Raw genomic sequence first — 17995 nt, 5'->3', positions numbered from 1 at the left:
ACTCTCTGCCCTTTGGCAAGGTTCTGGCCTGATTTCAAAAAAACTTAGTCCATTCAGTAGCGGCGGGTACATCCAACTGCCGACGCACTAACGATCGACATAACGGTTCCCGCGCACAGCTCTGCCGCGAATTGGACGGTCTTCTCATGCGGATACGAGCGCCGGGTGGAGAGCTCGTTGTCGATAGTTATAGCGATGGCGTGCGATAGGAGTGCAGCAACTAGGAATTCCAGACTGAGATTCCCGTTGCAAACTTAAGCGCGAGCTTTCATTCTCAACATAAGCCGGGAAAGCGAGAGGGTTAGATGAAATACTATGTAACGTTTCAGCAGATGGGTGATCACGGTCGCCCAGTCGATCATCCTAGCCAATCAGATTTTGAGACCGACGATAAGGGCTTCGCTTTGATCCCGAGGGAGTTTTCAGCGTTTGGGAACGCCAGTTTTCGATCAAGGTGTTTCACCCTTATCGTTCGGACCAACATCAGGTTTTAATGTTCGCAGACTGGCACTTAAAATTTTGCGTATCGGTTTCTTGGAGGGTGCTGACGTATTTGTCTCGCACCGAAAGTGCGCAGAAGCTGAGGCCAAATCACTCTACAAATGTAGCTCAGGCTCTCGCAACTTGGGAACGCTTTCTTAAAGGTGAGATCTCGAATCCCGGGCGCTTCGAGCAGCATCTACTCCCTGTTGGAGGTATCGAAAGTACTATTGTTCCAAACTTGCCGCCCAACATCAACAGGTACCTGGCGCGATCTGCCCACATAGATCTGGTCACGAGTGAGGCAGGGTTCTGCGCGTCATATGCGAAGATGGGTCCATTTCTGCTGTTTGGGTTTGCCTCGCCTCCCACCGAGAAGTGGAAGGGCACACGCGTGCCCGTAAGTGGCGGAGCGATTCGACCCACAAACTACGAGCTGCCACGTGCGGTCTTGGAGTATGTCATAGCTTCAGCAACATCGAGTGGAACTGCGATGGCATCGATGTCGGTTGCTCAGCAGCAAAAGGTGGATGCAAGCGTTACAGAGAATATCGAGAAATTCAAAAACTCGGAGCTGCTTAAGGCCATCGACGCCGACGTCCGCATGTTCGGGACAGACGCCGCCCTGCGCAAGTCCTAGTGGGGGTACAACCTGACCATATCGGTTGCCATATGAATCTGCGCGCTTAGCCATTTGATTTTGCGCGCTGCACAAATCGTCCCGCATGCCGCGCCTCTTCCGCTATCGCCAAGGGCAGAATTATCGCCGAACGCAAAGAGGCGTCAACGGCAGCGGTGCAAACAAAAGGCTTGCAAGCGCGGGCTTTGCCAGTCATGGACAGCCCATGTCCGATCAGAACAACACACAGCGCCTCGACCAGCTTCTCGTCAGCCTCGGCCTTTTCGCCAGCCGCTCGCGGGCGCGCGACGCCGTCAACCGCGGAACGGTGAAGGTGGGCGGCAAGGTCGTCACCAAGGCCGGAGCGCTCTTTGGCGAAGACGCCGCGATCGAAATCGACGATCCGGCACAGGATTATGTCTCGCGCGCCGCCCTGAAGCTGACGGCGGCACTCGACCATTTCGGCCTGGATCCCGCGGGACACCACTGTCTCGATATCGGCGCCTCGACCGGTGGATTCACCGAAGTTCTGCTGGAGCGCGGTGCGGCGCATGTGACGGCGATCGACGTCGGGCATGGGCAAATGCATCCGCGCATTGCCGCCGATCCGCGTGTCGCCAATATCGAAGGCTTCAACGCCCGCAACCTGACGGCTGACGATGTCGGCCACGACGTGACCTTCATCGTTTCCGACGTGTCGTTCATCTCGCTGCGGCTGGCGCTGGCGCCGTCCCTCAAGATCGCCGAAAGCGGTGCGACCGCGGTTCTGCTCGTCAAGCCGCAATTCGAGGCCGGGCGCGAGGCGATCGGCAAGGGCGGCATGCTCAAGGATCCCGCCTCGGCGCCCGATGTGGCGGCTTCGCTGGAACGCTGGTTCGTCGAAGAGATGGGCTGGAAGAGCCTTGGGCTCATCGCCTCTCCCATTGCCGGCGGCGATGGCAACCAGGAATATCTACTCGCAGGAACGAAGCCGTGAGCACCGAAACAGTCACCATCCAGAAACTCGGCGGACAGGGCGATGGCATTGCCAGCGGCAAGGACGGCCCGATCTATGTGCCGTTTGCGCTGCCCGGCGAAGAGGTGGCAATCGCCCGTGTCAAGAACCAGGGCACGATCATGTCGATCGCCAAGGCGTCGGCGGACCGGCAGGAGCCCGCCTGCCGCCACTTTGGCCCCGACGGCGTCAACGGCACCTGCGGCGGCTGCACGCTGCAGCATCTTTCCGACGCGCCCTACCGCGCCTTCAAGCGGCAGCTGGTAGTCAACGCGCTGAAATCGCAGGGTATCGAGGCCGAGGTTGGCGAGCTGGTCGCGGCCCATCCCGGCGAGCGCCGCCGCGTGGTGTTTGCGGCGCGCAAGACCGAGAAGGATATGCTCATCGGCTTCAATCAGGCCGAAAGCCACCACATCGTCGATATCGAGGAATGTCCCATCTCGTCGGCGGGGATCATGGCCCGGCTGCCGGCGATCAAGGCCATCGGCGCCTCCATGGCGGCCAATGCCGAAGCCTTCCGCATCTCCGTGCTGGAGACGGCGTCGGGGCTCGACCTTGCCGTCGATGGCATCAAGAAGCTTTCCGACCAGCAGCGCCGCAAGGCGGTGGAAACCGTGCTCGGCATGCGCGGCATCGCCCGCGTTTCGCTGAATGGCGAGATCCTGGTAGAGCCTGCCAAGCCGGTCGTCGATTTCGGCGGCGTCCAGGTTTCCCCACCGGCCGGCGGCTTCACGCAGGCGACCAAGCCGGCGGAAGACGCGATGGCCGAGCTGGTCGTCGCCCATGTGGGCAAAGCCAAGCGCATCGCCGATCTTTTTGCCGGATCCGGCACCTTCTCGCTCAGGCTTGCCCGCATCGGCCGGGTGCATGCCGTGGAAGGCGAAGACAAGGCTCTCGCCGCGCTCGACCAGGCGGCACGCAAGGCGCAGGGGCTGAAGCCCGTCAGCATCGAAAAGCGCGACCTCTTCCGCCGCCCGCTGATGACCGCCGAGTTCAAGCATTACGATGCTGTGGTATTCGATCCGCCGCGCGCCGGTGCGGAATTCCAGAGCCAGGAGCTGGCGCGCTCCGCGGTCAAGAAGGTCGTCGCCGTCAGCTGCAATCCGCTGACACTGGCGCGCGATCTCGCCATTCTCATTGCCGGTGGCTATCGCCTCACCAGCGTCACGCCGATCGACCAGTTCCTCTGGACGGCGCATGTGGAAGTCGTGGCGACGCTGGAGAAGTAATTCTCCGCCCTCATTCCTGTGCTTGTCACAGGAATGAGGGAAAGTGAGAAAAGCCCAAAACAAAAATGCCCGCGTCTCCGCGGGCATTTTCAGTTCACAGCAGGCCTTATCAGGCCACGCGGCGGTGACCCGACGAAGCGCCGGACTGGCCGCTACCGAGATTGAACTGCGACAGGAGCTGCATCAGCTTGGCGGCCTCGGCGGCGAGGCCGTGGCTGGCGGCGGTCTGTTCCTCGACCATGGCGGCGTTCTGCTGCGTGCCCTGGTCCATGGTGTTGACGGCCGTGTTGATCTCGTGGAGACCGGTCGACTGTTCGCGGGTGGCGGTAACGATCGCGCCGACGTGGCGGCTGATCTCCTGGACCTGCGTGACGATGGCTTCCAGCGCCTTGCCGGTTTCGCCGACCAGCGTCACGCCGGAGCGGACCTGGGCGTTCGAGGTGGTGATCAACGCTTCGATTTCTTTCGCGGCCTTTGCTGAACGCTGGGCGAGTTCACGCACTTCCTGCGCGACAACGGCAAAGCCCTTGCCGGCCTCGCCCGCACGCGCCGCTTCGACACCGGCGTTCAAGGCCAGAAGGTTGGTCTGGAAGGCGATGTCGTCGATGACGCTGATGATGCTGGAGATCTGCTCCGAGGACTGCTCGATGCCGGTCATGGCATCGACAGCCTTGCGGACGATCTGGCCGGATTTTTCGGCACCGCTGCGGGTGTTGGAAACCAGATTGCCGGCTTCCTCGGCGCGGCGAGCGGTATCCTTGACCGTCGTGGTGATCTCTTCCAGCGCCGCTGCGGTCTCTTCGACGGAAGCGGCCTGCTGCTCGGTGCGGCGGGCAAGGCCATCGGCGGCGGTGCGGATTTCGGTTGCACCGGCGTCGATCGCATTAGCGTTGCTGCCGACGGTCTGGAGAGCGCCATGCAGCTTGCCGACAGCGCTGTTATAGTCGCTGCGCAGGCGGTCGAGATGGGCGGCAAAGGGCGTTTCGATGCGATGCGCGAGGTTGCCGTCCGACAGCGCGCCGAGTGCCCCGCCAAGGGCGTCGACGGCGGTGCGGATTTCAGCGGCTTCGCGGGCCTTCTGTGCCTCGCGCTCCTGACGCTCGCGCTCGGTCAGCGAGCGGCCTTCTTCGGCCTCGCCTTCGAGACGCTGACGATCGATAGCGTTCGACTTGAAGACCGCAACGGCCTCGGCCATCGAGCCGATCTGGTCACGGCGCTCCTGGCCGGGAATGGCGGCCGAGAGATCGCCTGCGGCAAGCTTCTGCATCGCGGCGGTCATCGCCGTGACCGGCTGAACGACGAGGCCGTGCAGCAGCCAGGCCATGGCAGCGATCATCAGGCCGACGGCGAGTAGCGTGGCGATGGTTGCGGCAATGCGGAATTCGTTGAGTGCGGCAAAGGCCTTGTCGCTATCGACGACGAAGCCGAGAGACCACTCGACCGTCGGCAGGCCGGCGACTGGCATGAAGCTGACGAGAACGGGCTTGCCGGCGAATTCGGTGGCGACGAGGCCGGTGCCGATCTTCGGGGTCTGCTTCGGGAAGGCATCGGCGAGCGTCTTGGTGACCAGCTTGGCATCCGGATGGATGAGGATCTGGCCGCTCTTGTTGACGAGGAAGGCCGTGCCCTGGCCGCCGAGATCGATCTCCTTGATCATCTTGACCATGGTTTCGAGCGAGAAGTCGGAGCCGACGACGCCGGCGAGCTTGCCATCACGCTGAACCGGAACGGCAGCGCTGATGATCAGGTCGCCGCTGGACGCATCGACATAAGGCTCGGTCATGACGCTGGCATTGGCCTTGACGGCGTCCTGATACCACGGGCGCTTGCGCGGGTCGTAGCCATCGGGCATCGGCAGCTTCGGCCACATGGTGAAGACGCCTTGTTCGTCACCGAAATAGGTGCTGACGAACTGGCTGGTGAGAACGTCGTTCTGCAGCACTGTTTCGATCCCGGCCTGATCGGACGCGCGGCCGATGGCGTTCGCGACCATGGCGGTCAGCGTCACGCGGCCGTTCATCCAGTTGGCGAGGCTGTGTGCGGCCTGCTCGCCAGAGGACTGGATATTGGCTTCGATCGAGGCGGTGGTAACGTCGCGCTGGACGGAGTTGATGTAAAAGGAGAAGGCGGCAAAGGCCGCCAGGACAACTGCGGACGCGGCGACGAGAATGCGCGTCATCAAATTCGTCTTCTTCAAGTGCGTTCTTTCGAAGTCTTCCGCCTTCTCGTTTGCGCGGGTGGAGGGCGCTGCAACGCGGATCGGGCGAATGGGCTTGGGGGCAAAGCTGCGCAAGGCGCGTCATGCGCCTGGACGAACGGGCAATTCGTCACATCTTGATTAGTAGGGCCGCATTAAAACACACTTAAAATTTAGCTAAAACCCTATGTTTTTATATTAGAGCGTTTGCTGGTTATATTGAAGCATTCTGCCGGAGCCGGTTTTCGACAGGGCAAAGGCGATTGGCGAAGGGTATACCCCAGGTACGGTCGAGCCGATCGCCTTTGATCCTGGCGGAAAGATGCCCGGCCCCTGCGGGGTTGGCTGAAACGGGCCGCCTGATCGACCGGCTGGCTTGGCCGTAGATCTGGGCTACGACGCGCGCCAGCCGGTCGACCATCCGACTCCGTTTGAGCCAACAGAATGCTTCAATATAACCAGCAAACGCTCTAACGCCGCATGAAAGCCTCGAAGGCTTTTCTTGCCTCGTCGCTTTTCAACTGTGCGGCGAAGTGGCGTGCTTCTTCATCTATACGTGCAGCAATCTCTTCGCGCGGACCGCGGACAAGATCGCGGGCGATCTTCAGCGCCTTGGCGGGCTTGGCCGCAAGCTTGGCGGCCGTTGACAGCGTCAGATGCTCCACCTCGCCCGGAGCGCAGACCTTCCAGATCAGCCCGGAATCGCGCGCTTCGGCCGCCGAGAAGTCCTCGCCTGCGGCCAGCAGCGCGAAGGCGCGCTGGTGGCCCATGATGCGTGGCGCGAGCAGGCTGGAGGCGGCTTCCGGGACCAGCGCCAGATCGACAAAGGGGGTGCGGAACTGGCTGCGAAGCGAGGCGATCGTCAGGTCACAATGCATGTGCATGGTGGTGCCGATGCCGATCGCCAGACCATCGACGCCCGAGATCAGCGGCTTCTGCGCATTGACCAGAGCATAGAGGAAATCGAGAAGCTCGTGGCCGAGGCTGCCGCCCATGGCGGCGGCGAGGAAATCGGCGATGTCGTTGCCGGCAGAAAACGCGCCTTCGGTGCCGAGGAAGGCGGTGGCGCGGACGGTGTCATCCGCATCGGCGGCCTTCAGCGCTTCGGTCATCTTCACATACATGGCGCGGGTGATGGCATTCTTCTTGTCCGGCCGGTTGAAGCGGATGATCTGGACGCCCGGGTGCTCGGCGGACTGCTCGACGACAATATGATCGGTCATGGTGATCCTCAGGCCAGGATGGCGCGGGCTGCGGCAAGGCTTGCGGCACCGTTGACGGTGCGGTCCTTCAGGGCAGCAGTTTCGGACAACAGGTTTTCGGCAGCGAAGCGGCAGAGCGCGATGCGGCCCTCTTCGGCGCCGTCACCTGCTTTGGCGAGGCCGCCCTTGGCGAGATAGGCGCTGGTCAGCACCAGACCGAACAAACGCTGATAGGGCGTGGCGCCCGAGAGGGCTTCGGCGATCTTGCCTTCGGCCTGGGCTTTCATCAGCCACTCCGTTGCCTCGGCCAGATAGGCGATGGCCGCATCGAGGCGGGCGGCGGTTTCGCCGAAGGCAGAGAGGTTCGCCCCGCGCACGCCGGCGGCGATATCGCTCAGCTCTGCGATGAAGCCTTTCACATGCTCACCATTCGAGAGCGGCAGCTTGCGGGTGACGAGGTCGATTGCCTGGATGCCGTTGGTGCCTTCATAGATCGGGGCGATGCGGGCATCGCGCAGGAAGCGGGCAGCACCGGTTTCCTCGATAAAGCCCATGCCGCCATGGACCTGAATGCCGAGCGAGGCGACATCGACGCCCGCATCGGTCGAGAAGGACTTGGCGATCGGCGTCAGCAGGGCGGCGCGCTCCTGCCAGTGCTTCGTATCGCTGCCTGCGTGATGCGACATGTCGATCGCATGGGCGCAGGCGTAGGAGATGGCCCGCGAGCCCTGGGTCAGCGCCTTCATGGTCAGCAGCATCCTTACGACATCGGGGTGCTCGATGATCGGGCTCATGCCGGAGCCGGTCCAGCCGGGCGCCTTACCCTGGGTACGCTCCTTTGCAAAGGCGATCGCCTTCTGCGTCGCTGCTTCGGCAATCGCCACGCCCTGCATGCCGACCGTCAGGCGGGCATTGTTCATCATCGTGAACATGCAGTTGAGGCCCTTGTTTTCCTCGCCGATCAGCCAACCGATAGCGCCCTTCTCTCCGCTGAACTTGCCGTCGCCATAGATCATCGTGCAGGTCGGCGAGCCATGGATGCCCATCTTGTGCTCGAGAGAATGGACGAAGACGTCGTTGCGGGCGCCAAGCGAGCCGTCGTCGTTGACGAGGAATTTCGGCACCAGGAACAGCGAGATGCCGCGGGTTCCCGCCGGCGCATCCGGCAGACGGGCCAGAACGAGATGGATGATATTGTCGGTGGCGTCGTGCTCGCCCCAGGTGATGAAGATCTTCTGGCCGAAGATGCGGTAGGTGCCATCGTCACGGCGCTCGGCGCGGCTCTTGAGCGCGCCGACATCGGAGCCTGCCTGCGGCTCGGTGAGGTTCATCGTGCCGGTCCACTCGCCGGAGACGAGTTTCGGCAGATAGGTCTGTTGCAGGTTTTCGGAGCCGTGGGCCAGAAGTGCTTCCACGGCGCCCATGGTCAGCGTCGGGCAGAGTGCGAAGGCGGTGGCGCCGGAATTCCACATTTCGAGGGCAGCGACATTGAGGAGAACCGGGAGCCCCTGCCCGCCGAATTCTTCCGGGCCGGTCAGGCCGTTCCAGCCGCCGGCGATCCAGTCCTGATAGAGCTTCGCCCAGCCATCCGGCGTCTTGACCTCGCCATCGATCAGTCGGGAGCCCTGTGTATCGCCGATCTCTCCAAGCGGCGCGACCTCATCCGTGGCGAAGCGACCGGCTTCCGTCAGGATCGCATCGACGAGATCTTCGCCGAGATCGCCGAACAGGCCCTTGTCCAACGCGTCCTTCAGGCCGGCGACATGCTTTAGCGTGAAAGCGATCTCTTCGACGGGCGCCTTGTACATGGTGTCTCCTCGCATATCCGGCCAGTGATCGGTACCGGCCATCCTCCAGCCTCAGGGCTAATTGATTTTTACGTAAACGTCAATTTCGATTTTGAAGCGTGTCAGGGCTGCGCCACGTTGTCTCGCCTCTTGCTTATTCGCAGCGTTGTGCAAACAAACGTCATGGAGAATCTCTAGAGCGGAATGCCAAAAAGAGAATGACGGCTTTGCGAAGGACCGGTGACTGATGGATACACTGCCTGCCAATATCCCCGGCCTCATCTGGGCATACCGTTTCCCGGCAGGCTCGAAGACCGCGATCCGGCTTGACAACAGCGCGATGGCGGCGGAGCTGACGGCCGGAGACGGCTTCTACTGGCTGCATCTGAACCTGGCCGATGCGCGTGTCCCGGCGCTGCTGGACACGCTTGAAGGCCTGACCGAGGATGCCAAGTCGGCGCTGACGACGCGCGATACCCATGCGGCGCTCACCGTCGACGAGCAGATGCTCTACGGCACGCTCATCGACTGCCAGCGCGAATTCGACCAGGATACCGCCGATCTCGGCTGGCTGCATTTTGCGATCTCCGGCCGCTTCATCGTCACCACCCGGCTGCAGCCGCTGCGCAGCGCCGACCGGGCGCGGATCATGATCGAAAAGAACCCGGCAAAGTTCGAGCGGCCGGTCGATATCTTCGAACTGCTGGTGATCGAATTCCAGCGCACGCTGATCTCCGTCGTCATGGAACTGACGGAAGAGCTGAACCTGATCGAGGATTTCGTCTACGACAACACGCCGCGCGACGAGCGGCGGCGGCTGGCGCCGGTGCGCCGCACGGTCGTGCGTCTCCACCGCCACCTCAGAAACGTGCTCGCGCTGATGCGCCGGGCTTCGGCATCCGACGAGGACGAGATGCCCTTCGGTTTCGACGACATCGCCGGGAGACTGACCAGCCGGCTGGAGACCGTCGATCACGACATCTACGCGCTGCAGGAACGCGCCCGGCTGCTGCACGAAGAAATCGATTCGAAGCTGTCATCGGAGACCAACCGGCACCTCTACATCCTGTCGATCATGACCGCCTTCCTGCTGCCGCCGACGCTGGTCACCGGCTTCTTCGGCATGAACACCGCTAATCTGCCCTTCGCCCAGGGGTCAGGCGGGACGGAATATGCGGTGGCGCTGATCCTCGCCTCGATCGTATTTGCCTGGTGGCTGCTGAAACGCGTCAACATTCTCTGACAGCAAAAAGCCCGGCATCTCTGCCGGGCCTTTATCATCTCGATGCCTTTTGTATCAGTAGGGCGAGTAGCACTGCTGGCGCGGGCCGTTATACGGCTGGAAGGTATTGTCGTAGACACGATACGAGCGGTAGCGGTTCTCGCACCACGACACATGGGCGGCCGTCAGGCGCGGGGCGGCGTAGCGGGGCGGCGGCGCATAGTAGCGCGGCTGCGAAGCGATGGCACCACCGATGATCGCACCGGCACCGAAGGCAGCCAACGGATACCAGTAGCCGTTATAGTGGCGGTAGCCGTTGCGATAATACGGATAGCCACGATAGCCGCCATACCAGCCGGGGCCCCGGCGCGGATAATAGCGGCGATATTGGACGTCCTGAATGCTGGAAGCCTGTTCCTGCTGCTGAATGACCTTCGGCGCTGCTGCCAGCGGCATGGCCTCAGACGGCAGGAAGCTCGTCAGGACAACAGCGGCGGACAGCACAGCGGCCGAAATCTTCTTACTGAGACCAATCATTGTCGTTCTCCATCCCAAGAGCGGAATTTGCCTGTCAGCAAACGCGCAGGGAGGGAAAAGGTTCCCGGCACCGTTTTCTTCAAGCACGGGTTGAAGTTACGAAAGCGCCGATGAACCGGAGATTAACCGGCTCATCGGCGCTGGCAAGATCACGCAAATGTCAGGCGACGACTGAGAGCTTCGCCTGATCGCCCTGCAGGCGATTGACCATGAAGTTCGAGTACCATTCGAGGAACTGCATGACGCCGCCCTCGTGCAGCATCGAATAGGGACCGGGCTCATAGGCCGGCGAGTGAATGCCGAAAGCGTTCTCTTCGACGATGCGGCGGTCCTGGTCGTTGGTCTCGGTCCAGACATGCGTCAGTTCTTCGAGATCGTAATCGACGCCTTCGACGGCATCCTTGTGAACGATCCACTTGGTCGTCACCGCCGTCTCGTTGGCGCTGAGCGGGATCACGCGGAAGGAGATCGCGTGGTCACCGAGCAGGTGGTTCCAGGTGGTCGGATAGTGGAAGAGCAGCATCGTGCCGATACGGTCGATGGTGACGTCCTCGGACAGCTTGCGCTTGACCGCCGGGCGGCCCGACATGGTGTAGCTTTCGGCGTCCTCGATCAGCGGCATGCGCGCGGTACGGAACTGGCCGTCAGGCGAGATCTGGAACTTGCTCGGCAGGCCGGCAGCCTCGCAGCGTGCCCAGTGGCCAGCGATCTCCGGATCGTCAGCGCCGCCATCGGTACCGGTGACGCTCGGCGCTTCCGGATAGGTGCGGCAGAGTTCCGGGTGGTTTGCGGCGCAGTGATAGCACTCGCGGTTGTTTTCCCAGACGAGCTTCCAGTTGCCCTTCTCGATGATGGTGCTCTGGAAGGCGATCTTACCTTCGGCGAGGCGATGCGGCAGCATGTAAGGCGTCACCATGTCGCGAACCGGCTGGAAATCCGGTGCCTTGTCGGCGAGGCATATGAAGATATAGCCGCCGAAGCTTTCGCAATGGATCGGTTTCAGGCTGAAACCGCTCTTGTCGAAATCGTCGCCCATGTGGCGGGCGAAGGCGAGCTTGCCGTCAAGATCATAGGCCCACTGGTGATAGGGACAGACGAGGCGGACCGACGAGCCGTGTTCCTTGGTGCAGACGCGGGACCCGCGGTGGCGGCAGGAATTGTGGAAGGCGCGGATGACATTGTCGCGGCCGCGGACGATGACGACGGGATACTGGCCGATCTGCACCGTGAAATAGGCGCCGGGCTTCGGCAGTTCGCAATCGTGACCCATGAAGAGCCAATCGCGGTAATAGATCATTTCCATATCGAGCTTGAAATAATCCTCGTCGATATAGAAAGGCTGCTCAAGGCTGAAGCCTTCGCGCCGGTTTTTGAGCTGCCGCAAAACGTTGCTTCGAATGTCCATTTGCATATCCTCGTGCAATCGGCTCAGCCATCAAAGGCATGGCTTTTGGAAGCGATCGCTTCCCTCCCTTCCGGGAGCATTGGTCATGGGGGCATTTAAGCACCGGGCATCCCCGGTTCTTGGTTGTAAAGCGACATCGGCTTCGAAATTGACGACAGGATGACGGGCGGCTGCGAAAATCGGAGCCCCGATGGATTTTCCACTCTTTTCATTCGATTGCGACATCACAAGAAGAACTGCCGCCGCCCGCTTTCCGCTTTCCCAAAGGCAATATTATCCCAGATACGACACGATGGCACTGCAAGTTTTCGGGGGTTGATGCCATTGGCGGCTTTAAGGGCGCATTAAGCATGAACTCCTATTCTTGCGGCAGAGACAAACGCGGGAATGCGGATCATGGCGAAACTTCGCTATTTCGACGCCAAGGACGAAACCAGACCGGAGGAGGCCCCTGCGGCGCCCCATTCCGAGTTTCTGCGGACGGGAAAGATCACCCGTGACCGCGCTCACTGGCTAGCGGAAGAGCGCCGCTACCTGACGCATGACGAAGTTGCCGAGAAGACCGGCCGCAAGCTGCAATCGGCAGGAAACCAGGCACATCAGCAGATCAACGGCTTTCATCGGGCCATCCAGTTCCCGAAGATGGTGTTTCACCGGACGCTCAGCGACAGCCCGCATCTCGGCTACTGTCATGTGACGGCGTCGCGCACCAAGTTTGCGCGCTACGAGGAAGTCAGCTGGGCTTTCTATATCGCCAATTTCTATGCCGATATCGGCGACAACGACAACTTCTTCCACAAGATCAACATGCAGTATTCGCGCATGTATTTCGCCGTGGCGATCAAGCCCGGCGAGCATACGGCAGAGAAGATGACGATCGACCGGTCGGTGCGCGGCAACGGCGTGCTATTCCGCACCGACGATCCGCAGGCGGCGATCCGCAACGTGCTGCTGCTTGGCGCGCGCAACGAACAGCTCCGGGAAATCATTCGCCAGCTCTGATATTGATCGCAGGCGCTCAAGAGCATAAGGGACTGCCTGAGATTATAGGCAGTTCATGGCACGTATCATCGACATTACCGCAAGCCGCGAAGAAGCGCTCAGCGCAGCCTCTGCCGTGCTTGGCGAAGGCTATCCGGTGGCGATCCCGACAGAGACCGTTTACGGGCTTGCGGCCGATGCCACCAACCCCGCCGCCATTGCCCGGATTTATGAGACCAAGGGCCGCCCGCAGTTCAATCCGCTGATCTGCCATATGGCCGACCTTGCGATGGCGGAGGAATATGCGGTCTTCGATCCGCTCTCGCGGCTTCTGGCGGAGGCTTTCTGGCCTGGGCCGCTGTCCCTGGTGCTGCCGCTGAAAGAGCAGAGCGGCATTCATGCCCTGGCAACCGCTGGGCTCGACACCGTCGGGATCCGGGTTCCGAAGGGTTTTGCCGGCGAGCTGATCCGCACCTTCGGAAAGCCGCTTGCCGCCCCCAGCGCAAACACATCCGGCAAGATCAGCGCCACCAGCGCAGACCACGTCGCCGATGATCTCGGCGGCAAGATCCGTTTGATCCTCGACGCGGGGGCAAGCGACGTCGGCGTCGAGTCGACGATCGTCAAGGTCGAGAACGGCGAGATGACACTGCTGAGGCCCGGCGGGCTGGCGGCCGCGGACATCGAGCGTGTTGCGGGCAAGCGCCTGCGCCGCAGGAAGAAGGCCTCAGCCGCCATCGAAGCGCCGGGCATGCTTGCCTCGCATTATGCGCCAGGTGCCGCCGTGCGGCTCGATGCCGATACCGTCCTGCCTGGCGAGGCGGTGATCCTGTTCGGGCGACCTGAAATCCGCGGCATTGCAGATGCAGCAATCCAGCTGAACCTCAGCCCGGCAGGCGACCTTGCCGAGGCAGCCACCAACCTGTTTGACTATATGAAGAAAGCCGATGCCAGCGGCGCGTCAACGATCGCGTTTTCACCAATCCCCGATGAGGGACTTGGCGAGGCGATCAACGACCGCTTGAGGCGCGCTGCCGCACCGCGCGAATAACAAGGACCGAGCCCCGATGAGCGTATCCCCGGAACTTCTCGACCGCTTCACCGCCATCGTCGGCGAAAAATATGCACTGCGCAGCGAGGCCGAACTTGCACCGCACCTGGTCGAGAACCGCGGCCTCTATCACGGCTCCTCCCCTCTCCTCCTGAAGCCTGCCAATGCCGGTGAAGTCTCAGCGATCCTGAAGCTTGCCACCGAGACCGGCACCGCAGTCGTGCCGCAGACAGGCAATACCGGGCTGGTCGGCGGGCAGACGCCACGCGAAGGCAAGTCGGACATCATCATCTCGCTGGAGCGCATGAACAAGATTCGCGATGTGGATCCGGTCGCCAACGTTCTGGTGGCCGATGGTGGCGCGATCCTCGCCGAAGTGCAGAGAGCGGCGGAGGCGCATGGACGGCTGTTTCCGCTGTCGCTCGGCTCCGAGGGCTCCTGCCGTATCGGCGGCAACCTTTCGACCAATGCCGGCGGTACGGCGGTGCTGGCCTATGGCAATATGCGCCAGCTCTGCCTCGGCCTCGAGGTGGTGCTGCCGACCGGCGAAATCTGGGACGGACTGCGGCGGCTGAAGAAGGACAATACCGGATACGACCTGCGCGACCTCTTCATCGGCGCCGAAGGGACGCTCGGGATCATTACCGGCGCGGTACTGAAGCTCTTCCCGCAGCCGCTCGGCAAGCAGGTGGCCTTTGCCGGGATCGGCAGCGTCGAGGACGCGCTGGCGCTCTTCAATCTCGCAGGCAGCCTTTGCGGCACCTCGCTGACCGGCTTCGAGCTGATGCCGCGCTTCGGTGTCGAGATCACCAGCAAGCATATCGACGGTGTACGCGATCCGTTGGAAAGCCCGCACCCCTGGTATGTGCTGATCGACATCTCGACCTCGGATTCGGCCGAAACCGCCGAGCGGATGATAAACGCGCTTCTGGAAAAAGGTTTTGAGGAAGGCCTGGTACAGGATGCGGCGATCGCCTCATCGGTTGCCCAGCAGCAGGCGCTCTGGCACATGCGCGAAAGCATGTCGGAGGCGCAGAAGCCCGAGGGCGGTTCGATCAAGCACGATGTCTCGGTGCCAGTTTCGCGGATCCCGCATTTCATGGCGGAAGCGGCCGAGGCCGTGATGGCGGCGATGCCTGGCGCGCGCATCTGCGCCTTCGGCCATATGGGCGACGGCAACATCCACTACAACATCTCGCAGCCCATCGGCGCCGACAAGAACGCCTTCATCGCCCGATGGCATGAAATAAACGTGATCGCGCATGGCATCGTGCGCGCCCATGGCGGCTCGATCTCGGCCGAGCATGGTATCGGTCAACTGAAGCGCGACGAGCTCGCCGCGATCCGCTCCGAAATCGAGATGGATCTGATGCGCCGCATCAAGCGCGCCTTTGACCCCGCCGGCATCATGAACCCCGGCAAGGTCGTCAGTCTCGATTAGCCGAGGACGCCGGCCGCCTTGGTGGTTCCACCATTCGTCAGGATCTGCAGGGCGGGCGCCTGGGTGGTGCTATTCTGGATGTCGTACATTGCCGTGAAGCGCTTCACCAGCTTGTCGACTTTCTTGGGATCCCCGAGATCCTTCAGATCCATGAACTTCTGCAGCATCGCCACCTGCTTGTCGACATCCATGCTGGAAACCTGGCTCGGCAGGTTGAAGGCCGTCTGGACGACCTGGAACAGCGCCTTGTCGCCAAGGATCGTGTAGAGCGACGTAATGTTCGGCGCCTGGCGGGTGAAGTAGAGCGCAAGACGGGTTCCGTCGTTGTTCTGCCCCTGCTGCGTTTCCAGCGTCTGCGCCAGATAGCCCTGCTGCGTACGGTCGAGCGCACCCTGGTCCTGGACCGCGCCCAGCTTGGAGCGCGTCAGATTGCCGTCCTTGTCGAAGTTGAAGTCGGCGACGATGTCCTTGAACTTGGTATCGGCCTTGGTGTTCAGATAACTCTTCGGATCGGCGGGATCAGAGGTGAAGATCTTCTTCAGCGTATCCTTCTTGTAGTCCTTCGGGTCGAGACCGACGGACTTGAGGATAAAGTCGGTGAGCTTGGTGTTGCCCAGCAAGTCGTCCAGCGACTTCACATCGTCCATGCCCTTGGCGAACGCATCGACGTCCTTTGCCGCATCCTTCGATGCCTTGTCCTTGGCCGGGCCGTCAGCCATGAACATCAGCAGGTGCGACTTGTAATTGGTCGCGTATTTCGCCATCGACGCGTCGGAGAGCGGCGCCAGATGCTGACCGATCTTGCCATCGCTGCCGAAGTTGAAGGCGCGGGCGAAATTGGTAATGCGCTCATCCTTCAAGGAAGCGACATAGCCCTTCGGATCGTAGGCATCGCTCGTCAGCACCTTGCGGGCCATCGACTTCGGGAGGTCCGCTTCCGTCAAGCCAAAGGCCTGCAGCGCGACATGATACATGTCGGGAAGGTCGTCGTTTCTCTTGCTGAAGTCGATCTGCTTGTTGTCGCGCAGGAAGTCGTTGATATTCTTGACGTCCGAGAACGTTCCTGTGCCGACGCTCGAGGTGATGAGGTTCTTATAGTTTGTGGTGATGTCATCCATGAAGTCGTTGGCTTCATCGTCGTAGCGCTTCATATACTGCGTCGAGGTCTGCGTGGTAGCTGCAGCGCTCTGGGCACCATCGGGCGACGTCACCGTCCCATCCGTATTGAAGTTAAAGGCGTCGTGAAGCTCTGTGAGGCCAAGCTGGCCGGCGAGGCCCGAATTGACCAACACCTGGCGCAGGCCGGTATTATCAAGCCCGTCGACAAGACCGCTACCATAGCCATGCCTGCCAAGGCTGTAGGCTGCCTTGATGTAAGACGTCATGCGGTCGTCGGCCATCAGCTGATCGACGTTGGTGATCGTCTTGATCGTCTTTTCGAAATAGGACTTGTTGAAGGCCGCCGCCGCTGGCGTGACGTAATAGACGTCGTCAGGCTCGCCTGGTGCGTCGTCGTAGTCCACGACCTTCTGCAGAGAATTCAGTGTGTACTTCTCGAGGATGCCGTTCTTCTGATCGGTCGTCTGCGCTGCGCCGACCGTCGAACCATCGGCATTGAAATTGAAAGCCGAGGGCGCATCGGGCGCGCCGACCGAGGCCGCGTAGGCGGGGTCGGTCAGCAGCTTCGTGACATTCTCGTCGGTCATCGACATCGGCACGCCGAAGGCGACCTTGACATAGGAGGATAAGCCGGGATCGGCGACGATATCGTCGGCACCGGTTACGGTTTCCATGATCCGCTTGTAGTAAGCCGTCGACTGATCGAAGCGGGTAGCGGCGGTCACCGTCTGCGCAGCGGTCTGCGCGCTGCCGTTGACACTGCCATCGGCGTTGAAGCTGAAGGCCGAATTGAGCGTCGTGTAGCCCTTGGCCGCGGCTTCCGTCGGATCGGTCAGATAGGTCTTCAGATCGGCATCCGAAACAGTGCTGCCAACATTGTAGACCGCGCGGACGAAATTGTTGAGCTTCTGGTCCGACAGCAACTGATCGACATTGGCAATGCTGCCGATCGCCGACTGGAAATAATCCTTGCCGTTGGCATTGGCGCGGCTGACCAGATCGGTCTGCTGTGTGGCAGTCTGCGGCGGCTGCGGCGTCGCACCGGTCGTGCCGTCGGCAGCGAAATTGAAGTAGCTGGCCATATCCTGATACTTGGCGTTGGCCTGCGTATTGACGAAGCTGTTCGGATCGCTGACGTCGCTCGTCAGAACATTCTTCAGGAAACTGTTCGAGACATAAGTGCCGTCGATGCCGAAGGTCTTGAACACGAAGTCCTTGAGACGCGGATCGCCGACCAGATCATCGACACTCGTTACATCGCGCATCGCCGATTTGAAATAGGCAGACTCGGTCGCGGCGTCCTTGCCGCTATCCTGATACGACTGCGTGTAGAGGCCGATCATGTCGTCCTCCTGAGAGGAGGTCTGAGCCTGTGGCGCTGCCGTGTGAAAATTAAAGGCGGCGGCGAATGTCTTGTAACGGGAATCGGCCAGCTTGTTGGCGAAGCTGTTGGCGTCGGTCAGATCGCTCTCCAAAACCTTCTTCATGAAGGCCTTGGCATAGGTCATATCGCTGAGACCGTAGGCGTCCATGGCATAGCTATAGAGCTTATAGTTGCCGAGAAAATCGTCTACGTCTTTGACCTTGTTGATGTTCGCCGCATAGTAATCGGCATTGCTCTTGACGGTCGACTGGGATGCGACGCGATCGAGGCTCGTCTTCATATCTTTCGACAATATCGCGTAAGCAACGGAAGATGAAATCATCGAGAGCGCCCTTTTCGGGAAAATA

The 17995-nt window shown here is 61.2% G+C and carries 13 protein-coding genes; 7 read left to right on the top strand and 6 right to left on the bottom strand.

All coding sequences use genetic code 11. The features are described from left to right. The first annotated feature begins 973 nt into the window (after nt 1–973). The 3 genes from AC1DV9_RS15395 to AC1DV9_RS15385 all read left to right on the top strand — a co-directional run bounded on the left by AC1DV9_RS15395 (nt 974) and on the right by AC1DV9_RS15385 (nt 3322). Complete coding sequence (locus AC1DV9_RS15395; protein WP_477948855.1) at nt 974–1120, top strand: hypothetical protein; 147 nt, start codon at nt 974–976, stop codon at nt 1118–1120. Nucleotides 1121–1325: 205 nt separating this feature from the next. Beyond that, nucleotides 1326–2075, top strand: coding sequence for a TlyA family RNA methyltransferase (locus AC1DV9_RS15390; RefSeq protein WP_477948853.1), 750 nt, complete (start codon nt 1326–1328; stop codon nt 2073–2075). Continuing rightward, complete coding sequence (locus AC1DV9_RS15385) at nt 2072–3322, top strand: class I SAM-dependent RNA methyltransferase (RefSeq protein ID WP_477948851.1); 1251 nt, start codon at nt 2072–2074, stop codon at nt 3320–3322. The genes AC1DV9_RS15390 and AC1DV9_RS15385 overlap by 4 nt, the downstream gene beginning before the upstream one ends. A 109-nt stretch (nt 3323–3431) precedes the next feature. Here AC1DV9_RS15385 and mcpU read toward each other — a convergent pair whose 3' ends face one another. The 3 genes from mcpU to AC1DV9_RS15370 all read right to left on the bottom strand — a co-directional run bounded on the left by mcpU (nt 3432) and on the right by AC1DV9_RS15370 (nt 8529). Then, nucleotides 3432–5501, bottom strand: a complete 2070-nt coding sequence (gene mcpU, locus AC1DV9_RS15380; protein WP_477948849.1) for a methyl-accepting chemotaxis protein McpU — start codon at nt 5499–5501, stop codon at nt 3432–3434. 488 nt (nt 5502–5989) lie between these two features. Further along, complete coding sequence (locus AC1DV9_RS15375; RefSeq protein WP_477948847.1) at nt 5990–6742, bottom strand: crotonase/enoyl-CoA hydratase family protein; 753 nt, start codon at nt 6740–6742, stop codon at nt 5990–5992. An 8-nt stretch (nt 6743–6750) separates the two neighbouring features. Beyond that, nucleotides 6751–8529: an acyl-CoA dehydrogenase gene (locus tag AC1DV9_RS15370; RefSeq protein ID WP_477948846.1), complete on the bottom strand. Its 1779-nt coding sequence runs from the start codon at nt 8527–8529 to the stop codon at nt 6751–6753. Nucleotides 8530–8755: 226 nt separating this feature from the next. On the opposite strand from AC1DV9_RS15370, the gene AC1DV9_RS15365 reads away from it, so the two are divergent. Next, on the top strand, nt 8756–9751 hold the full coding sequence (locus tag AC1DV9_RS15365; RefSeq protein WP_112386487.1) for a transporter: 996 nt from the start codon (nt 8756–8758) through the stop codon (nt 9749–9751). A 54-nt stretch (nt 9752–9805) separates the two neighbouring features. Here the strand turns inward: AC1DV9_RS15365 and AC1DV9_RS15360 are convergent, their stop codons facing one another. Together AC1DV9_RS15360 and AC1DV9_RS15355 are read right to left on the bottom strand one after the other, a co-directional pair. Continuing rightward, nucleotides 9806–10267: a BA14K family protein gene (locus AC1DV9_RS15360; RefSeq protein WP_112386488.1), complete on the bottom strand. Its 462-nt coding sequence runs from the start codon at nt 10265–10267 to the stop codon at nt 9806–9808. 160 nt (nt 10268–10427) lie between these two features. After that, nucleotides 10428–11672, bottom strand: coding sequence for an aromatic ring-hydroxylating oxygenase subunit alpha (locus AC1DV9_RS15355; protein WP_112386489.1), 1245 nt, complete (start codon nt 11670–11672; stop codon nt 10428–10430). 396 nt (nt 11673–12068) lie between these two features. Between AC1DV9_RS15355 and AC1DV9_RS15350 the strand changes: the two genes are divergently transcribed. From AC1DV9_RS15350 to AC1DV9_RS15340, 3 genes are read left to right on the top strand one after another with little or no spacing between them, the layout of a single operon-like run. Further along, complete coding sequence (locus AC1DV9_RS15350; RefSeq protein WP_112386519.1) at nt 12069–12674, top strand: DUF6656 family protein; 606 nt, start codon at nt 12069–12071, stop codon at nt 12672–12674. 55 nt (nt 12675–12729) lie between these two features. Further along, entirely contained in the window at nt 12730–13704 is a 975-nt protein-coding gene (locus AC1DV9_RS15345) for an L-threonylcarbamoyladenylate synthase (protein ID WP_477948845.1), read from the top strand. A 16-nt stretch (nt 13705–13720) separates the two neighbouring features. Continuing rightward, the gene (locus tag AC1DV9_RS15340) at nt 13721–15145 is read left to right on the top strand and encodes an FAD-binding oxidoreductase (protein WP_477948843.1); all 1425 of its coding nucleotides are present in this window, start codon (nt 13721–13723) and stop codon (nt 15143–15145) included. Here the strand turns inward: AC1DV9_RS15340 and AC1DV9_RS15335 are convergent. Beyond that, nucleotides 15142–17970 (bottom strand): DUF1217 domain-containing protein, encoded by a 2829-nt coding sequence (locus AC1DV9_RS15335; RefSeq protein ID WP_477939373.1) that lies wholly within the window; start codon nt 17968–17970, stop codon nt 15142–15144. The genes AC1DV9_RS15340 and AC1DV9_RS15335 overlap by 4 nt on opposite strands. Nucleotides 17971–17995: the final 25 nt, after the last annotated feature.

This window comes from Rhizobium sp. 01L410 (assembly GCF_056400165.1).
This window is presented reverse-complemented; position numbering and strand designations above follow the sequence as displayed.